Source organism: Haloarcula salinisoli, assembly GCF_019599405.1.
Lineage (GTDB): Archaea > Halobacteriota > Halobacteria > Halobacteriales > Haloarculaceae > Haloarcula > Haloarcula salinisoli.
In genome coordinates this window covers 14014-30759 of record NZ_RKLQ01000002.1, presented here as the reverse complement: position 1 = coordinate 30759, position 16746 = coordinate 14014, and the positions used below count along the sequence as shown (strand labels likewise).

Here is a 16746-nt window from a genome sequence, read left to right as displayed (position 1 = left end):
GTCAGAACTCGACGGCCTCGGTGATACCGTCTTTGATGCGGGCAGTCTCGGGGAGGTAGTAGTCCTCCAGCGCATAGAGTGGGAAGGGGACGTCGAAGCCCGTGATTCGCGTCACCGGCGCTTCCTGATACAGCAGCGCTTCTTCCTGGATGGTGGCGATGATCTCGCCGGCCAGCCCGCCGGTTTTCGGTGCCTCGTGGACCACGGCGGCGCGGCCGGTCTTCTCGAAGGAGGCGACGATAGTGTCGGTGTCCATCGGTTTCAGTGTGCGGAGGTCGACGACCTCCACGTCGACGCCGTCCTCGGCGAGTTCCTCGGCGGCGTCCAACGTCTTCCGGACCATCGCGCCCCAGGTGAACACCGAGATATCCTCGCCCTCGCGGCGGACTTCGGCAGTACCTAGCTCGACTGTATACGGCTCCTCGGGGACGCTCTCGCGGAACGCCCGGTAGATGAGCTTCGGTTCGAGGACGACCACGGGGTCGGGGTCACGGATGGCGGCGGCGAGCAGCCCCTTGGCGTCGGCCGGCGTCGACGGCACGACGACTTTCAACCCCGGCTCGTGGGTGTAGAAGGCCTCCTTGGACTCGGAGTGGTGTTCGGGCGCACGGATGCCGCCGCCGTAGGGCGCCCGAATCGTTATCGGGCACGTGTAGCGGCCCCGGCTTCGGGTGCGCAAGCGGGCCGCGTGGCTCACAATCTGGTCGAAGCCGGGGTACATGAACCCGGCAAACTGGAGCTCGGGGACCGGCCGCAGGCCGTAGGCCGCCATGCCGATAGCGGTGCCGACGATGCCCGACTCGGCCAGTGGCGTGTCGACGACGCGGTCGGCGCCGAACTCCTCGTAGAGGCCCTGTGTCGCCCGGAAGACGCCGCCGTTGCGCCCGACGTCTTCGCCCATGACGAGCACGTCGTCGTCCCGTTCCATCTCGCCATACAGGCCGTCGCGCACGGCCTGGACGAGCGTGAGGTTCTGGGTGGCGCTCTCGGAACTCATTGGAACAGCTCCTCGTCGCCGTGACGGTCGCGCAGGTCGCGCAGATACTGGAGTTGCTGTTCGAGGCGTTTGGGCATCTCCGCGTAGACGTGGGCGAACATCGCTTCGGGGCTGGGCCGCTCGGTCGACTCGGCGGTCTCGATGGCGTCGGCCACCTCGTCGGCGACCGACTCCTCGATATCGCCGACCCGCTCGTCGTCCAGTACCCCCCGCTCGCGCAGGAACGTCTCCAGCCGGGGGATGGGGTCTTTGCGCTTCCAGCGCTCGACCTCCTCGTCCTCGCGGTAGACCGAGGGGTCGTCGGCGGTCGTGTGGGCGCCAAACCGGTACTGCACTGCCTCGATGAGCGTCGGCCGCAGCTCCCCGTCCGGTGGATTCCGCGCCTTCGCGACGGCCTCGCTCGTGACCTGGTACACCGCCAGTGGGTCCATCCCGTCGACCTGCACGCCGTCGAAGCCGTAGGCCGCGGCCTTCTGTGCGAGCGTCGCGCTGGCAGTCTGGCGCTCCCGGGGCAAGGAGATGGCCCACTGGTTGTTGTTACAGAAGAAGACAGCGGGCACGTCGAAGACGCCCGCGAAGTTCAGTCCCTCGTGGAAATCCCCCTCGCTGGTCGCCCCGTCGCCGAAGTAGGTGAGCACGACGGCGTCGTCACCGCGGAGTTTGGCGGCCCAGGCCGCCCCCGTCGCGTGGGGTATCTGGGTGGCGATGGGCACCGCCATCGAGAACACCTGTACGTCCTCCGGCGGGGCGTTGCCGGCCTCGTTGCCCATCCAGTACAGCAGGTCGTCCGAGAGCGACCAGCCCCGCACCGCGAGTGCGAGGTGTTCCCGGTAGCTCGGGAACGTCCAGTCCCCATCCGAGAGGGCCATCGCGCTGCCGACCTGGGAGGCCTCCTGGCCGGCCATCGGCGGGTAGGTGCCCATGCGGCCCTGGCGCTGGAGACTGACGGCGCGCTGGTCGAAGTGCCGACCGAGCTTGAGATACCGGTACATCTCGACGAGGGCGTCGTCGGAGAGGTCGGGGACGGTCGCCCCGTCGACGACCTGCCCGTCCTCGTCGAGTATCTGTACCCGGTCGCCGGGCTCGCGCTGTAGGACGCTCAGTGGGACCACCCTGCGCGATACATACGCTAGACGTTGGCACGCACCATGCTTAGGGTTTTCGCGGCCAGCGATGCCGATTCTGTCGTGAGAATCAGCCCGCGACGACACCGTCGCTGCGAGTGAGATACAGCGAGTAGGCGATACAGCCCACACCGGCGAGCTGAATCACCCTGACGGCGAGCCGGAAGTACCCCTGATACCACAGCGGCACCGTCCCGAGTCGGAACAGCGCGTTGCCGGTGAAGGCGATGACGTAGGTCACACCGAAGAGGAGGATGAGCCCGGCGGAGAGATACCGCATCGGCGGGCTGTCGTGTCGCCGGAGCCCGCGGTAGGCCTGATAGCCGATGTACAGTCCCACCAGCGAGGTGAGGGCGGTCACGGCAAGTTCCGCGAGCCCCAGCGGCGTGAACTGGTCGAGCACCATCTCAGAACTCCTCCCAGAGCCGCGTGAGTCGGTCGGCAACGTCGTCGCCGACCCGGTCGAGTTCGAACTCGAGTTCCCCGTCGCGCAGGCGCACGGTCAGTTCGTCGAGCGTGGCCGCGTAGACGGTGTCGTGGTGGCCGTCGGCCCGCGGGCGCGTCCGCTCGGTGACCAGCCCGGCGTCTGTCAGGCGGTCGACCCGTCGGTACACCGTCGCCTGCGAGATGTCACAGCGCTCGCTCAGCTCCTTCGCGCTCAGGGCGTCGTCGCTCGTCGCGGTGAGGATGGCCCGTGCGTGGTCGTCGTCGAGGAGCGCGACGACCGTTTCGAGCGTCGGGTCGGCCGGCACGCCCGTGTCGTCGCGTGCTGGTGTCATAGTTGTCAGTGTCGTGCGGGCCGGGTTCGGTCGTCCGACCCGGTGTGGCTGTCTCATGGTCGCTCCCAGTGGGCCAGCGTCGCGGTCGCGTCGCCGTCCGGACTCTCGTACACGAGTTGGACGGTCTCGCCGGAGTCGACGCCAGCCGTCGAGACGGTCAATGCCTCGCCCGGTTCGAGGGTGTCGCCCACGTCGAAGTCGGCTCTGTCGTCGATGCCGGGCGCCCGTACGACGAGGCGGTCGGTCTCGATCGTATCGCCGGCCTCGTGGTGGAAGGACAGCCTCTCGGCGGCCACGTCGTATTCGGTACGCCACGCCACGTGGGGGACCACGAGTGTCGTGGTGTCCTCGCGGTACTCCTCCAGCGGCCGGGAGAGCTCCATCGTCGCGACCCGCCCGTCGACGCTGACCTCGACCGCGTCGGCCTCGTTCGCCCGTGCGCGCCGCTCGAGCGCCGTCTTCACCTCCCCCACCGTCACGTCGTATCCGTCCGGGAACAGCCACGTCCGGACGCTGTAGGCGGTGTCGTCGTCGTGACTGAACGCGTACGCTCGGCCCACGGTGTCCCAGAACACCGTGTCCGTCGACTGCTGGTCGCCGCTCCGTATCGTCCCCGGCATCAGCCACGTCCACCGGCGGCTGCCCGCGCCGGCCGACAGCTCCGCGAAGTCCGCCGACACCTCGTGGTACCGCTTTACCTCTCTCCGTCGCGCGTCCGCGACGGTGGTCATAATCTCCCGTGCGCTCGGGCCGCTGGCGAACACCAGCCCGTCCGCCGAGACGCCCAGCACGCGGTCGGCGTCGGGCCGTGTGTAGACACTGTATCCGTTCTCGGTGTCGCCGGCCTCGTAGCTGGTCTCGGCGACCGTCTCCCGGACGGCTCCCCGGTCGACGTCGCCGGCCAGTACGAGTGCGATGCTCTCCGCCAGGAGGTTGCTGATGCCGACCGCGACGTCGACGTCGTCGACGTGGAGGCCAACGTAGTCGGACTGCGTGGCGACGCGGGTCCGCGCGACGCTCCCTCTGGTCCAGGCCGGCGCGTCAGCAGGTGGGGGCTCGTATGCGTGGACGTTGTAGGCGCCGTCAGCGTCCGCGGAATCGGGGAAGGCGTCGGCCGCGGGGAGCCACTCGCGGTAGGTCGGGGCCCGCGCGTCGGGCGCCGGAACGGTGCCGTATCTGACTTTCGACCCCAGCGGCGGGAGGCCGCTACAGCCGGTCAGTGCCGTGGCAGTCACCGCCGCGGCGCCGGCACGGAGCGCCGCCCGGCGCGAGAGGCGGGTGTCAGGTGAAGGCGACATCTGTCTGGTAACTACTCGGCAACTATGTTAAACCGGGCTGTCGCTCGGCAGCCGGCTGCAGACCGTAGAAACTGTTAAGTACTCAGTCGCTCGCCTGCGCTCGCCGTCCTGGCTCTTTCCCGGCGACCACTCTCAACGAATGGTACCCCGGCACGGTATGACGACCGGTCCCGACGCACTCGGTCTGCCGTGGCCACAGCGGCCGGTCGGCTACTGTGACCGGCCGATGACGAGCGCCAGTCCGAGCGCCGCCGCGAGGGCTGTGCCGACCCCGAACCCGGGGCCGGAGCCGTCGCTCGTCCCGGTCGGCGTCTGGCTGGACTCGCCGGTCGCCGTCGCCTGGCTCTCGGCAACCGTGACCGTCGTCTGGCCCGTCACGGTCTTGTTACCAACCATCGCGTTCCCCGCGACAGTGACCGGGTCCGTCGCGTCGTCCGGCACGGCCACCGTTATCGAGGGCGCGACCGAACCGCCGGCCTCGACGCTCTGGAAGAGCCACGAGCGGTCATCGCGCCAGACGCCGCCGTCGTCCGCGTGGGACTGGACGGTCCAGTCGTCGGGCAGTTCGCTGACGGAGACGATAGTCGCAATCGGTTCGTCACCGTTGTTTGCGAACTCGAAGGTCAGCGTGACCGTCTCGCCGGGCGTCGCCTCGCCGGCGGTGGCCGTCAGGCTGGTGGCGTCCGACTGGGCTGTGACGGGAGCTGTGGCCAGCACGACCAGCAGCATCGCCACGGTGGCAGTCGTTCCCCATCTCATCAGGCGCCTCCCTGCTCCCAGAGGTTGATTATCTCCCGTCTCTCGTCGTTCGTGATGGTCTCGTTGGAGTCGCCGACCGGGTCGTCGCTTCGCCAGCTGTTGATCGGCTGGACGACCTCGGCGTTGTCGAGGGTATCGTCATCGTTACTGTCGACCGCCTGGACCGTCGCCAGCCCGTCGCGGTCGACCGTTGTAGTCGCCGACACCGTCTGGCCGTTCCCGCTTGCCGTGCCGGTCACGGTATGGTCGCTGGCGTTCGAATCGACCGCGACGTCGACGGATGCCGTCACGCTCTCGTCGGGTTCGAGGTCCTGGAACAGCCACGTGTGTGCGGACGCTCGTCAGACGCCGCCCTGGCTCGAGTGGTTGCTGAGCGACAGCGCGTCCGGCGCGACCACGTCACTGGCGTTGACGATCACCGGGGTGGTCTCCCTCCCGGTGTTCTCGACGGTGAACTGCACGCGGACGGTCCCGTCGAGGGTCGGGTTCGACGTGGCCGTCATCGAGAGCGTGCTGCTCCCGCCCGTTTCGTTGTTCTAGGTTTCGTTCTCGGCGACCTCCCCCTCGGCGGTAGTCAGTTCGGTGTCACCGTCGAGGACGATCACCTCGAACTCGGTACCCGGCTCGGCGCTGGAGAAGTCCTGGCTGACACTGAAGCTGTGGTCGTCCTGGACGGTCGTCTCGGACTCGAAGACGAACTGGTCGGTGTCGTCGGTACTCTGGATACGGACCGTCAGCTCAGTTCCGGAATCGAGCGTCGTGTTCCCGGAGACCGTCTGATTGTCCGAGTTCTGGACGTTGAGGGTGTCACCGTCGTACACGAGGTGTGTCGGTGCCACCACTTCGCCGTCGGCGGAAGTCAGCTCGGTGTCACCGTCGAGGACGGTCACTTCGAACTCGGTGCCGGAGTCGTACTCGGAGAAGTCCCCTGTGACGCTGAAGCTACCGTCCTCCTGAACCATCGCCTCGGACTCGAAGACGAACTGGTCGGTGTCGTCGGTGCTCTCGATACGGACCGACAGTACGGTACCGGGATCGAGCGTCGTGTTCCCGGAAATCGTCTGGCCGCCGGTGTTCTTGACGTTGAGGGTGTCTCCCTCGTAGTCGAGACTGGCCTCCGTGCCGGCCTCACCGTGCGTGACCTCGATGGTCTCGGAGTCGGAGGCGTCGGCGTCCGTCACGTTCGTTTCGAACGTGTAGGTGTCGGCGCTGATGTTCGTGAAGTCGAGGTCGTAGGTCCCCTCGGCGGTGGTGCCGCGGTTGACCGTGACCGTATCTTCGTCGGGGTACTCTTGCGTAGTGTTCGCGTCGCCGAAGATGTCGTTGAGGTCGTCAACATCCAGTCCGTCGGCGGAGACGTTCACAGCGTATTTGCTCCGGACGGTGGAGCTGATCTCGTACTCCACGGTGGCTGCCGTGCCATCGTTGCTGGTCGACTGGTCCTCGAACTCGGTCGACAGGTCCTGCGTGATGACTTCGAAGGCAGCAGATCGGGTGTGCGACGCGCTGGCGCTCAGCGGGGTCTCCGCAGTCCCCTGGTCGACCGGAACGACGAATCCATCCTGGTTGACGATGACGAATTCCCCCTCGGAGAGGGCGCCGTCGAGCGTGAACTCGACGGTACCCGCGTCGGTTTCAAGCACGCGCTGGAGCCTTCTGGGCTCGTCGTCGGCGTTCACTTGTCGGACACCATACGCCTCGTTTGCGTCAAGGCCGTCAACGGTGACCGCCTGTCCGGTGTAGTAGGTGGAGTCGGAACTGAGCGGTTCGCCGTCCGGCTGGTGGGCGTCGCCCGTGTCCGTGACCTCGATGGTCTCGGAGTCGGAGGCATCGGCGTCCGTCACGCTCACTTCGAACGTGTAGGTGTCGGCGCTGATGTTCGTGAAGTCGAGGTCGTAGGTCCCCTCGGCGGTGGTGCCGCGGTTGACCGTGACCGTGTCTTCGTCGGGGTACTCTTGCGTAGTGTTCGCGTCGCCGAAGATGCCGTTGAGGTCGTCAACGTTCAGTCCGTCGGCGGAGACGTTCACAGCGTAGTTGTTCCGGACGTCGGAGCTAATCTCGTACTCTACGGTGGCTGCCGTGCCATCGTTGCTGGTCGACTGGTCCTCGAACTCGGTCGACAGGTCCTGCGTGACGACTTCGAAGGCAGCAGATCGGGTGTGCGACGGGCTGGGGCTCAGCGGGGTCTCCGCAGTCCCCTGGTCGACCGGAACGACGAACCCACTCTCGTTGACGATGACGAACTCGCCCTCGGAGAGGGTGCCGTCGAGCGTGAACTCGATGGTACCCGCGTTGTTTTCAAGCACGCGTTGGAGCGTTCCGGGCTCGTCGTCGGCGTTCACTTGTCGGACACGATACGTCTCGTTTGCGTCAAGGCCGTCAACGGTGACCGCCTGTCCGGTGTAGTAGGTGGTCTCTGAATTGACCGGTTCACCGTCTGACTGGAGGGCAACTGCGCCGCCGGCTGCCGCGACTGTCAACCCCACGACTGCAAGCAGTGTCGTGAGGAACACGCTGCCCTTCGAAAGGGCAGTACGCCAGCCGATGGCGCGTTTTGGAGAGCTTTCTTTCGACATTGCAAATCAAAAATTCAAGTAATTTGCATAAATTCTTTGTGTAAACTGGCGCACAATATTGCATTATATAGAAGGTAAGAGAGGCTCCGAGCGGGTAGTTTGCAAGTAAACTCGCTGCAACGTTACCTTTCTTTCACTTCGCCGCCGGTAAATCCCTGCACCGTCGAAAATTTCGGCGTTTCGGCGCGAGCGGCACATCTGGGTCAGCGGTGCGAGATGGCTCCGTGTCTCGACAGACTGCCGGTTGCCCTGCGATGCTCCCCTGTTCCCGACGCAAGCTTGCTCTCGTACGCTTCGCCGTCGATTCTCGTTCGGACCCGAGGTCGCTACGCGAGCTGGCTCTCGACAAAAAGCTCCCCGGCCCGATAGGACGACCGGACCATCGGGCCAGAGGCGCAGTACTGGAAGTCGAACTCCTCCTCGGCCACCCGCTGCCAGGTGTCGAAGACGTCGGGATGGACGTACTCCGAGACTTCCAGATGCGACCGCGAGGGCTGGAGATACTGGCCGAAGGTGACGATATCGGTGCTGACCTGTCGCAGGTCCGAGAGGGTCTGGTACACCTCGTGGGCGTATTCGCCGACGCCCAGCATGAGACTGGTCTTGGTGAAGATATCGCTCTCCCGACTCGCCTGCCGGAGCACGGACAGTGACTGCTCGTAGCCCGCCCGCCGGTCCCGGACCGGCCACTGTAACCTATCTACGGTCTCGATGTTGTGAGCCAGCACGTCCGGCTCGGCGTCGATTATCTTCCGGACGAGGTCGGGCTCGCCCCGGAAATCGGGAATCAGACACTCGACGAGAATATCGGAATCGCGCCGCTTTATCTCCCGGATGGTCTCGGCGAAGTGGCCCGCCCCCTGGTCGGGGAGGTCGTCGCGGTCGACGCTGGTCAGGACGACGTAATCGAGGCCGATGTCGGCGACGGCGTCGGCGACGTTTGCGGGTTCCTCTTTGTCCAGCGCCTCCATGCCGCCCGTCTCGACGTCACAGAAGTTACACCCCCGCGAGCAGCGGTCGCCCATCAGCATGAACGTCGCCGTCCCGGGGCCCGACTCGCCGCTCCAGCACTCGCCCATGTTCGGGCAGTTGGCCTCCTCACAGACCGTATGGAGGTCCCGCTCGCGGAGGCTCCGCTTGATATCCGTGAACCGCTCGCCCGACGGCGGCGCCGTCTTGAGCCAGTCGGGCTTTCGCGAACGACTCATTGTCGGCAGTTGGACTGTCGGGACAAAAGCCGTTGGGTTCAGTCCCCGCTCTCTAGCTGCTCTCCGACCTCGTCGAGGACCTCGCGGACGCCCGCGTATCTGTCGGTGAACGTATCGTCACCGGCCAGGCAGGACTCGGCCATCGCAATCGGGCTGACACGCGCCGCACCGTCCGAGACTGGGAGTTCGAGTTGCAACCCGTCCGTCTCCGTGTGACGCCACGACCCGCCGAGTTCGCGACGGAGCACCTCACCGAAGTAGGACCCGGCATTGACCGTGTGAGCAGTCAGCAGTATCGAGGCCTCGTCGTCGGTCGACCCGACCTCGGCGTCGGCAAAGGCCGGCCCGGAGAACTCCGCTGTGACGAGTTCGTCCAGCCGCTCGAGCGACTCGACGGAGTAGTCGAACTCGTAGGCCGGCCACGCCTCGACGTGGTCCTCGGCGTCGCCTCGAACGTCCTCGATTAGCTCCTCGGCGTCCCGCTCGCCGGCGGCCGCCGCTATCGCCTCGTCGTCGAAATCGTCGGGGTCGATACCCTCGTCGACGTCCATGACCGCGGCGCGCCCGCCATCTGTGTCGAGCAGGTCGCCGTCCAGTCCGACGTCCTCGACGAACGTGTCGTGGAGCATGACGAAGGGTGGGTCGCCCTCGAGGGCCTGATGGGCGGTCTTGAAGATATTGACTATCTGGCCGTTGCCGAACTGGAGTGCCCACCCGAAGTCCTCGTCGAAGGTCCACTCGGCATCGTAGTTGCGCACCATCACCTCGCCGAAGTACGCGGCCGGTTCGCTGGCCATGGGCGCCACCGCTCCCTCGTAGCCGTCGCCGAGGTCTATCGAGAGGTAGTTCGCGCGCTCTTGCTGTGTCGCGACCATCGCATCGACGTCCGGTATCGACGACGGTGTAAAATCCAGCTCGTACTCGCTCCAGAACTCGGCGAACTCCTCGGCGTTCTCGTGGAGCTCCGCCCGGTTCGTGGCCGCCAGTGCGCCAAAGGGGACGCGCTCGTCCCGCGTGGTGTTTTCCGGTATCCTGAATCCGCCGTCGTCGGTCGACTCCGCCCCGTCGTCGTCGGGTGTCGTCGCGCTTTCGTCGTCGGTCGGCTCCGTTCTCCCGTCGTCTGCTGTCGGCTGTCCACCGCCGAACAGCGCCCGGAGTACGTCGAAAATGCCCATCTTGTTTTCGGGACGGCTATGTAGTATTTAAAACTACACGCCGGGGTTCCCCGGTGGACCGTCACCGCGCCCGGACTCCGACGAATATGCGCTGTGGCGGCGGGCGGGAGAGCGGCTCGGCGGGCGTCGGTCAGACTGACCGTCGGGCGAGTAGCGCGACCGCGACTATCCCCACGAGCGCCCCGAGGACACCGAAGCCGGGGCCGGAGCCGCCGGACGTTCCGGTCTCGGTCTGCATCCCCGTCCCGTCGTTGGTCGGCGTGTCCGTGTCGGTAGGCGTGTCCGTGTCGGTTGGCGTGTCCGTGTCAGCTGGCGTGTCCGTGTCGGTCGGCGTGTCCGTGTCACTCTGGCTCACCGACAGCGACAGCGTCGCTCGCTCGTCGGCGTCGTCGGCCGCGAGCTGGGACGCGTTCTTCTCGCCCGATTTGAGAAGTAGGTTGTACTCGCCTGCCTCGAGGACGTCGCTGCCGGTCGACTCGTTGGCTCCGGCGAACTCGCCGGCCTGGGAGACGTTGCCCACCGCATCGTCTTCCTCGGGCGCGAAGAGGACCTCACCGTCGCTGCCGGCCGCGCCGCTGTCGAAGGTGACGACGACGGTCCCGTCGCCGTTCTGGTCTGTCACCTCGGCGGTGGCGGAGTAGTTGTGCTCGCTAGTGAGGCCGACCTGCAGCGTCGCGACGTCGGTCTCGCCCACGTCGATGGTGAGGTCGACTGGCTCGCCGCGCTCGCCCATGTAGACGTTCTCCCCGAACGCCGGCGTCGCCTCGTCACCGTCTGCCGTCTGGACGCTGGCGGGCCCGTCACCGCTGTCCACGGCCGCTGCGCCACCCGCGACTGCCACCGTCGTTCCCACGACTGCGGCCAGCACGAGCAACAGTGTGCGGCCAGTTCGTCGCGTCCCTGTCCGTTTCGCACGTTCGATTACTGACTGTCTGGAGGGCTTCATTGCAAAATCTGGATATTATATTTAATGTAATAAGTTTTGTGAACAGAACAGAGCTCTGCGACCGGACGCCGAAGGGCTGTACCTGTCTGGCGTGTCCGTGGAACTCGGGCCGGACAGAAGCGTGCAGTTCGGCGGGCGGTCACGCCGGGTCGAGCGTGGGCGTCCGGAGGTGGGAAACCAGCGACCCGACGACGTCGCGCTCGGCCCGCCGCACGAGTAGCGAGGCCGTGCTCTGGGCACAGCTCATCGCCTCGGCCACGTCGGCCAGCGTCCCGGTCCGTGGCACGTCGTAGTAGCCGACCTCGTGGGCCGTCGCGAGCGCCCGACGCTGGCGGTCGGTGAGCGAGCCCGCGAGGCCGCCGCCGCGTCGGTCGTAGCTGCCGACCTCTCGCACCGTCACGTCGACGGCCGGCGGCAGCGCCGCGAGGGCGGCCTGCATATCGCCGCCGTCGCCGACCACCGTCATCGACATGGCTGCGTCGGCGTCGAACCGAATCGGGGGGACGACCACGAGCTGACGCCCCGCGAAACTCCCCCGCCAGGCCGCGGTCTCGGGCCGTATCTCCTCGCGTGCCCACAGATGCAGCGACTGGTCGTCGATGGGCTCGACCCGCACCGACTGTATCGTCTCGACCGTGCTGACCTGGTCCCGGTAGCGGTCGGCGTCGCCCTCGACGTAGAACAGCACCTGCTCGACGCCCGCCGACGGGTCGACGTTCCAGGCCAGCAGCTCCTCGTAGCTGACGGCCTCGGAGTCACGGACGAAGGCGGCCATCGGATGTAACAGCTCCTCGGGGAGCCGTATCTCGACGTCGAGATACTTCACGGCCGGTCGCTACGGCCGCTGTAATAAAATAGCTAGGTGCTTCGACAGAAACCCGACGGGGCCGTCGGCCCAACGCTCGGGTATGAGCAGGGCTGATTCCCCACCGACACCGCCCGGGCTCCCGCTTGTCGGGAACGGCTGGGCGTTCTCGCGGCGCCCGGTGGACGCGATGGAATCGTGGGCCGACCACGGGGACCTCGTCGAGCTACGGTTCCCCGGCCAGTCGCTGTACATGGTCAGCGGGCCCGACCTGGTCGAACAGATACTCGTCGACCAGCACGACCGGTTCACCATCGGCCCGCGACAGCAGGCGACCTTCGAGGGTATCGAGGACCACGCCGTGACGACGGCGACGGGCGACCGGTGGAAACGACTCCGGCGCGCGCTCCACCCCGCGTTCACCCCCGACCGCCTCCAGCAGTACGGCGACCGGATGACCGCGGTGACCGCCCGGTTCGTCGACGACTGGGCCGAGGGGGACCGGCTCGACCTGACGGCGGCCATGCGAGCGCTCGCGGTCCAGTTGCTCGCCGACTCGCTGGTCGGTGCCGACCTCCGGGGCGAGGAGGACGTGGTGATAGCGGCCGCCGACGCGCTCGTCGCCCGGACGAACTTCCGCCGGCCGGGCCAGTTGCTCCCCGACTGGGTCCCGACGCCGACCGACCGGCGGTTCCGGCGGTCGGTGACCGAACTCGACGAGCTCGTCGACGGGCTGCTCGCGGACCGCGAGGCGGGCGCGGGCGAGGACGTCCTGTCGGTGCTGCTCGAGGCCCACGAGCGGGGCGACCTCTCGATGGCCGAGGTGCGACACAACCTCGTCGGGCTGTTGCTCGCAGGACACGAGTCCCCGTCGAACGCGCTCGCGTCCGCCTGGCGCCTGCTGAGCGACCACGGGGACGTTCTCGACGAACTCGTCGCGGAGTACGACGCGGTCGTCGACGGTGACCGACCGACGGCTGCGGAGTTCGAGGCGCTCACCCGGACCCGCAACGTCGTCCGGGAGACGCTCCGGCTCTACCCGCCCACGACCGGCGTCAACCGGATGGCGACGACCGACGTGACACTCGACGGCTACACGCTGTCGGCCGGCTCGCAGCTGTTTGTCCCCCAGTGGGTGCTCCACCGCGACGAGCGGTTCTGGACCGACCCCGAGCGCTTCGACCCCGACCGCTGGGCGCGAGACACGACGCGACCCGACCACGCCTATATCCCGTTCAGTGCGGGCCCGCGCGCCTGCATCGGCGCCGACTTCGCGCGCCGGGAGCTGACCCTCGCACTGGCGACGATGGTGGGCCGAGTGGCGCTGGACGTCGAGGTCGACGGCCCGCTCACGTTCACGCCCTCGCTGTCGCTCCGGCCCGAGCAGGACATTACGGCGACGGTCCATCGGCGGTAGCCCGTCCTGACAGGCGGCCCGACCACTTCCACTCCGCCATAGAAACGCCTTTGCCGTCGCGGTGCCGCCCATCTGACGTGCCACGCAGAGCCGACAGCGAGCCGACGGTGGCGGTCGAGGAGGTCCTGCCGGACTTTGTCGGCGCCTTCCCATTCGAGCGGTTCAACGAGATGCAGTCGGCGGCGCTGCCCGCCCTGTTGAACCGCGAGGACAACGTCGTCGTCAGCGCGCCCACCGCCAGCGGGAAGACCGCCCTGGCGGAGCTGGCCATCTGCAAGACCCTCGCCGAGGGCGGGACGGCGCTCTTTCTCGCGCCGCTGCGCGCGCTCACCAACGAGAAGGAAAGCGAGTGGGAACGCTTCGAGGAGCTGGGCTACTCGGTGTACGTCGTCACCGGCGAACGCGACCTCTCGCCGCGCCGTGCCGAACGCGCCGACATCCTCGTGATGACGCCGGAGAAGGCCGACTCCGCGACGCGAAAACACGAGACGGCTCGCTACTCTTTCATCACGGACGCGGACTGCTGTGTCATCGACGAGGTCCACCTGCTGGATTCGGACAGACGTGGGGCGGTGCTGGAAGTGACAGTCTCCAGACTCCGCCGGCTCTGTGACCCCCGCGTCGTCGCCCTCTCGGCGACGATGCCCAACATCGACGACGTGGCCGACTGGCTCGACGCTCCCGGCGACACGACCTTCGCTTTCGGCGAGGAGTTCCGCCCCGTTCCCCTGAACGCCGACGTGAAGACCTACTCCCACGGCGAGAACGCCTTCGCCGACAAGTACCGGCGGCTCTACCGGGCCTTGGACCTCGCGGAGCCACACATCCGCGACGAGGGCCAGGCGCTCGTCTTCGTCTCTTCCCGACAGGACACCGTCCAGGCCGCCAAGAAGGCCCTCGACGAACTCACCGAACGGGACATCCCGATGGGCGCACGCGGGGACTACGATTTCCACAACGACGCTGCGGACCTGAGCAACGACACGCTCCGCCAGTCGGTGCTGGACGGCGTGGGCTTTCACCACGCCGGGCTCTCCCGTGAGGACAAGAACCGCGTCGAGGAGTGGTTCAAGCAGGGGAAGATTCAGCTCCTCTTCTCGACCTCGACGCTCGCCTGGGGCGTGAACCTCCCGGCCCGCTGTGTGGTCATCCGGGACACGAAGCTCCACGACCCGCTGGAGGGCGAAGTCGACATGAGCCCGCTGGACGTCCTCCAGATGCTCGGGCGGGCGGGCCGGCCGGGCTACGACGACATGGGCTACGCGTGGGTCGTCTGTGACCGCTCGGACGCGGACAAGTATCGTCGCCTCCTGCGTGACGGCAAGGAGATAGAGTCACGGCTCGCGGGCGAACTCGACGCCCACCTCAACGCCGAAATCGCCCTGGGTACGATTCGGGACATCGACGACGTGATGAGCTGGCTGGAGACGACGTTCTACTACGCCCGCGCCAAATCGGCCCCCGACGCCTACGACGCCGGCAGCGCCCTCCGGGAACGGGTGTCCAACGAGCTCTCCCAGCTCGTCGCCGACGGCTTCGTCGAGCGTGACGGTCTCCGCATCGAGGCCACCCGGCTGGGCCAGCTCGCCTCGAAGTTCTACCTGCGGCTGGAGACCGCCCGCCGCTTTGCCGACCTGGCCGAGCGCTGTGAGGCGGCCGCAAGCGAGGGTGACGCGGACCGAATCGACGCCGAGACGCTGCTCTCGACGGTCGCGGGTGCGACCGAATTCGACAGCGTCAGCGCCCGCTCGGACGAGCAGGACGCGGTGACGGCAGTACTCGGGGATGCCCCAGACGAGCTAGACGCCGGCCAGCGGAAGGTGCTGGCCATCCTTCGCTCCGGGATGACCGGCACCACGCCGACGGAACTCAAGAGCGACGCCTGGGTCATCCGCCAGAACGCCCTGCGCCTGCTGGCGGCCCTGCGTGAGTTCCTCGACAACCTCGCGCCGGGTCGCTTCGCCAACCTGGCCTGCCGCGTCGAGGCCCGCGTCGAACACGGTATCAGCGACGACGCGGTCGGGCTGACGGCCATCGACGGCGTCGGCTCGGGCCGTGCCGGCAAACTCGCCGCTGCGGGGCTGTCCAGCCCGGGCGACATCGTCCGGGCCGGCGTCTCCGGACTGGTCTCGGCCGGGCTCTCCGAGGGCGTCGCCGAGCAGGTCGTCTCGAACGCCCGTGACCTTCCCGTCGTCGTCGTCGACTGGGGCGAGTTCCCCGACGCTATCGCCGCCGGCGACCACGACATGCGGGAAGTGACCGTCGCGAACAACGGCGGCGGCGCCCGGGCGGGACTGCGCGTGACGGTCAACGGCCGCGAGATGACGGCCAAACCCGCCTACCTCGGCCAGACCAACCTTCCGGTCGCCGTCTTCGGTGCCGACGCCGACGAGCTGACCTTCACCGTCGAAGTGACGTTCCCGGACCAGCCCCTCGACCCGGTCACCTCCACTCGGACGGTCAGCGTCGAGTGACGGGCAGACTGTCGGTGTGTCTCGCCGTCTTCGTCCAATTCCGGATAACCGCCTCATAGGGCTGAATAAAATTTATAACGGCACCTAGGGCGGTCTAATCGAGTGTAAATGGTGACAGTGAAACCAGCTAAAATCAATCAAACGAAACGTATCCGAGCGAATTAACCACAACCGTCGTTCGTTTATATGGGGGTATCGGTCATACAGTCGTGTGAGGAGGAACCCAATGTCCAGTGCTTCGCCCCTTCGGTTGCCCACTGACGTACTCCCCAGCGGACGCGCCGACGTCCGAACGATGGCCGTCCGACCGGTCCAGTTCGTCGGGTTCTGGACCGCCGTCGTGGCCCCACTGGCGTATCTGGCAGTTCTCACGAGTCCACTGGACGGACGGAGCCGCCTCCTCCTGCTAACCGGTGTGTTCTTCGCCAACGTCCTCGGTCTCATTGTGGGCCGAGGCTACCGCGCGGACAGTTGACTCCCCTCGACTGTCCCGCACTCTTCGACTCCCCCCTTCACTGGAAACGCTACCCGAACAGCACGTCGCGTAGCTCCGCCGCGTCGCCGGCCAGATGGTGGACCATCGGGAGCTCCGTCGCCGCGCCGTCGCCCTGGAAGCCGACGGTCGTCATCCCCGCGGCCACGGCCGCGCTCGCGCCGGCGTGGGAGTCCTCCACGGCCCAGCAGTTCGTCGGCTCGACCCCCAGCTCGCTCGCGCCGTGTTCGTAGATGTGTGGCTCGGGCTTGCCCGGCGCGTCGATGTCCTGGGCGCTCACGGCCGTGTCGAAATGGTGGAGCAGGCCAAAGCGGTCCTCGATGACGTCGATCCAGTCCCACGGCGCCGAGGTCGTCAGCGCCAGCGACGTGCCGGCCTCGCGCAGGTCGGCCAGCAGGTCGTCCACGCCGTCGAGCATCGTCGCGTGCTCGCTGTATATCTCCCTGCCCGCCTCCTCGAAGAGACGCTCGTACTCCTCGCGGGAGACGGCGAGCTCGTACTCTCCGTCGAGGTCCGGATACACCTCGGTGTAATCGCGGCCGGTGATAGCCGACAGCGGGATGTCGTCGTCGGGCGCGACGGTCGGCAGGATGTGCTCGCGCTGGATACTGACCCAGTGGTCCTCGGACTGGACGAGGACACCGTCCATGTCGAAACAGATTGCAGTCGGCGCGTCGCTCATTACCGTCTCTCAC

The 16746-nt window shown here is 67.1% G+C and carries 17 protein-coding genes; 3 read left to right on the top strand and 14 right to left on the bottom strand.

The window, feature by feature from the left end; translation table 11 throughout:
• Position 1: 1 nt before the first annotated feature.
• From EGD98_RS09210 to EGD98_RS21150, 13 genes are all read right to left on the bottom strand, one after another.
• A complete protein-coding gene (locus EGD98_RS09210) occupies positions 2 to 997 on the bottom strand; it encodes an alpha-ketoacid dehydrogenase subunit beta (RefSeq protein ID WP_220588086.1) in 996 nt (331 codons plus the stop codon).
• On the bottom strand, positions 994 to 2100 hold the full coding sequence (pdhA, locus tag EGD98_RS09205; RefSeq protein ID WP_220589388.1) for a pyruvate dehydrogenase (acetyl-transferring) E1 component subunit alpha: 1107 nt from the start codon (positions 2098 to 2100) through the stop codon (positions 994 to 996). Before pdhA ends, EGD98_RS09210 begins: the two co-directional genes overlap by 4 nt.
• Positions 2101 to 2191: 91 nt before the next feature.
• A complete protein-coding gene (locus EGD98_RS09200) occupies positions 2192 to 2527 on the bottom strand; it encodes a DUF7521 family protein (RefSeq protein WP_220588085.1) in 336 nt (111 codons plus the stop codon).
• A gap of 1 nt (position 2528) precedes the next feature.
• Positions 2529 to 2900, bottom strand: a complete 372-nt coding sequence (locus tag EGD98_RS09195; RefSeq protein WP_220588084.1) for a helix-turn-helix domain-containing protein — start codon at positions 2898 to 2900, stop codon at positions 2529 to 2531.
• Between the two features lie 53 nt (positions 2901 to 2953).
• A complete protein-coding gene (locus EGD98_RS09190) occupies positions 2954 to 4198 on the bottom strand; it encodes a hypothetical protein (RefSeq protein ID WP_220588083.1) in 1245 nt (414 codons plus the stop codon).
• A 210-nt stretch (positions 4199 to 4408) separates the two neighbouring features.
• Entirely contained in the window at positions 4409 to 4957 is a 549-nt protein-coding gene (locus tag EGD98_RS09185) for an NEW3 domain-containing protein (RefSeq protein WP_220589387.1), read from the bottom strand.
• Positions 4957 to 5247 (bottom strand): hypothetical protein, encoded by a 291-nt coding sequence (locus EGD98_RS09180; protein WP_220588082.1) that lies wholly within the window; start codon positions 5245 to 5247, stop codon positions 4957 to 4959. The genes EGD98_RS09185 and EGD98_RS09180 overlap by 1 nt, the downstream gene beginning before the upstream one ends.
• A 51-nt stretch (positions 5248 to 5298) precedes the next feature.
• Positions 5299 to 5460, bottom strand: a complete 162-nt coding sequence (locus EGD98_RS09175; protein ID WP_220588081.1) for a hypothetical protein — start codon at positions 5458 to 5460, stop codon at positions 5299 to 5301.
• A gap of 33 nt (positions 5461 to 5493) precedes the next feature.
• Positions 5494 to 7533: a BGTF surface domain-containing protein gene (locus EGD98_RS09170; protein WP_220588080.1), complete on the bottom strand. Its 2040-nt coding sequence runs from the start codon at positions 7531 to 7533 to the stop codon at positions 5494 to 5496.
• A gap of 326 nt (positions 7534 to 7859) precedes the next feature.
• Positions 7860 to 8750 (bottom strand): lipoyl synthase, encoded by an 891-nt coding sequence (gene lipA / locus EGD98_RS09165; RefSeq protein WP_268899165.1) that lies wholly within the window; start codon positions 8748 to 8750, stop codon positions 7860 to 7862.
• A gap of 29 nt (positions 8751 to 8779) precedes the next feature.
• Positions 8780 to 9916: a hypothetical protein gene (locus EGD98_RS09160; protein ID WP_220588078.1), complete on the bottom strand. Its 1137-nt coding sequence runs from the start codon at positions 9914 to 9916 to the stop codon at positions 8780 to 8782.
• Positions 9917 to 10046: 130 nt separating this feature from the next.
• Positions 10047 to 10862, bottom strand: a complete 816-nt coding sequence (locus EGD98_RS09155; RefSeq protein WP_220588077.1) for a DUF7827 domain-containing protein — start codon at positions 10860 to 10862, stop codon at positions 10047 to 10049.
• 139 nt (positions 10863 to 11001) lie between these two features.
• Positions 11002 to 11688 (bottom strand): helix-turn-helix domain-containing protein, encoded by a 687-nt coding sequence (locus EGD98_RS21150; protein ID WP_220588076.1) that lies wholly within the window; start codon positions 11686 to 11688, stop codon positions 11002 to 11004.
• An 82-nt stretch (positions 11689 to 11770) separates the two neighbouring features.
• Between EGD98_RS21150 and EGD98_RS09145 the strand changes: the two genes are divergently transcribed.
• The 3 genes from EGD98_RS09145 (at position 11771) to EGD98_RS09135 (ending at position 16033) form a co-directional block, all read left to right on the top strand.
• Positions 11771 to 13084, top strand: coding sequence for a cytochrome P450 (locus tag EGD98_RS09145; protein ID WP_220588075.1), 1314 nt, complete (start codon positions 11771 to 11773; stop codon positions 13082 to 13084).
• A gap of 107 nt (positions 13085 to 13191) precedes the next feature.
• Entirely contained in the window at positions 13192 to 15558 is a 2367-nt protein-coding gene (locus tag EGD98_RS09140) for a DEAD/DEAH box helicase (RefSeq protein WP_220589386.1), read from the top strand.
• 226 nt (positions 15559 to 15784) lie between these two features.
• Positions 15785 to 16033 carry a DUF8028 family protein gene (locus EGD98_RS09135; protein WP_220588074.1) on the top strand — a complete coding sequence of 83 codons (249 nt, stop codon included), beginning with the start codon at positions 15785 to 15787 and terminating at the stop codon, positions 16031 to 16033.
• 49 nt (positions 16034 to 16082) lie between these two features.
• On the opposite strand, the gene EGD98_RS09130 is transcribed toward EGD98_RS09135, so the two are convergent.
• Entirely contained in the window at positions 16083 to 16733 is a 651-nt protein-coding gene (locus EGD98_RS09130; protein WP_220588073.1) for an HAD family hydrolase, read from the bottom strand.
• Positions 16734 to 16746 lie beyond the last annotated feature (13 nt).

Bases quoted from the DNA above. Each gene is read 5' to 3' on its own strand.
- EGD98_RS09195 (WP_220588084.1), bottom strand. From the start codon at position 2,900: ATGACACCAGCACGCGACGACACGGGCGTGCCGGCCGACCCGACGCTC.
- EGD98_RS09185 (WP_220589387.1), bottom strand. From the start codon at position 4,957: ATGAGATGGGGAACGACTGCCACCGTGGCGATGCTGCTGGTCGTGCTG.
- EGD98_RS09145 (WP_220588075.1), top strand. From the start codon at position 11,771: ATGAGCAGGGCTGATTCCCCACCGACACCGCCCGGGCTCCCGCTTGTC.
- EGD98_RS09210 (WP_220588086.1), bottom strand. From the start codon at position 997: ATGAGTTCCGAGAGCGCCACCCAGAACCTCACGCTCGTCCAGGCCGTG.
- EGD98_RS09170 (WP_220588080.1), bottom strand. From the start codon at position 7,533: ATGTCGAAAGAAAGCTCTCCAAAACGCGCCATCGGCTGGCGTACTGCC.
- EGD98_RS09200 (WP_220588085.1), bottom strand. From the start codon at position 2,527: ATGGTGCTCGACCAGTTCACGCCGCTGGGGCTCGCGGAACTTGCCGTG.
- EGD98_RS09175 (WP_220588081.1), bottom strand. From the start codon at position 5,460: ATGACGGCCACGTCGAACCCGACCCTCGACGGGACCGTCCGCGTGCAG.
- EGD98_RS09190 (WP_220588083.1), bottom strand. From the start codon at position 4,198: ATGTCGCCTTCACCTGACACCCGCCTCTCGCGCCGGGCGGCGCTCCGT.
- EGD98_RS09130 (WP_220588073.1), bottom strand. From the start codon at position 16,733: ATGAGCGACGCGCCGACTGCAATCTGTTTCGACATGGACGGTGTCCTC.
- EGD98_RS09160 (WP_220588078.1), bottom strand. From the start codon at position 9,916: ATGGGCATTTTCGACGTACTCCGGGCGCTGTTCGGCGGTGGACAGCCG.
- EGD98_RS09135 (WP_220588074.1), top strand. From the start codon at position 15,785: ATGTCCAGTGCTTCGCCCCTTCGGTTGCCCACTGACGTACTCCCCAGC.
- EGD98_RS09155 (WP_220588077.1), bottom strand. From the start codon at position 10,862: ATGAAGCCCTCCAGACAGTCAGTAATCGAACGTGCGAAACGGACAGGG.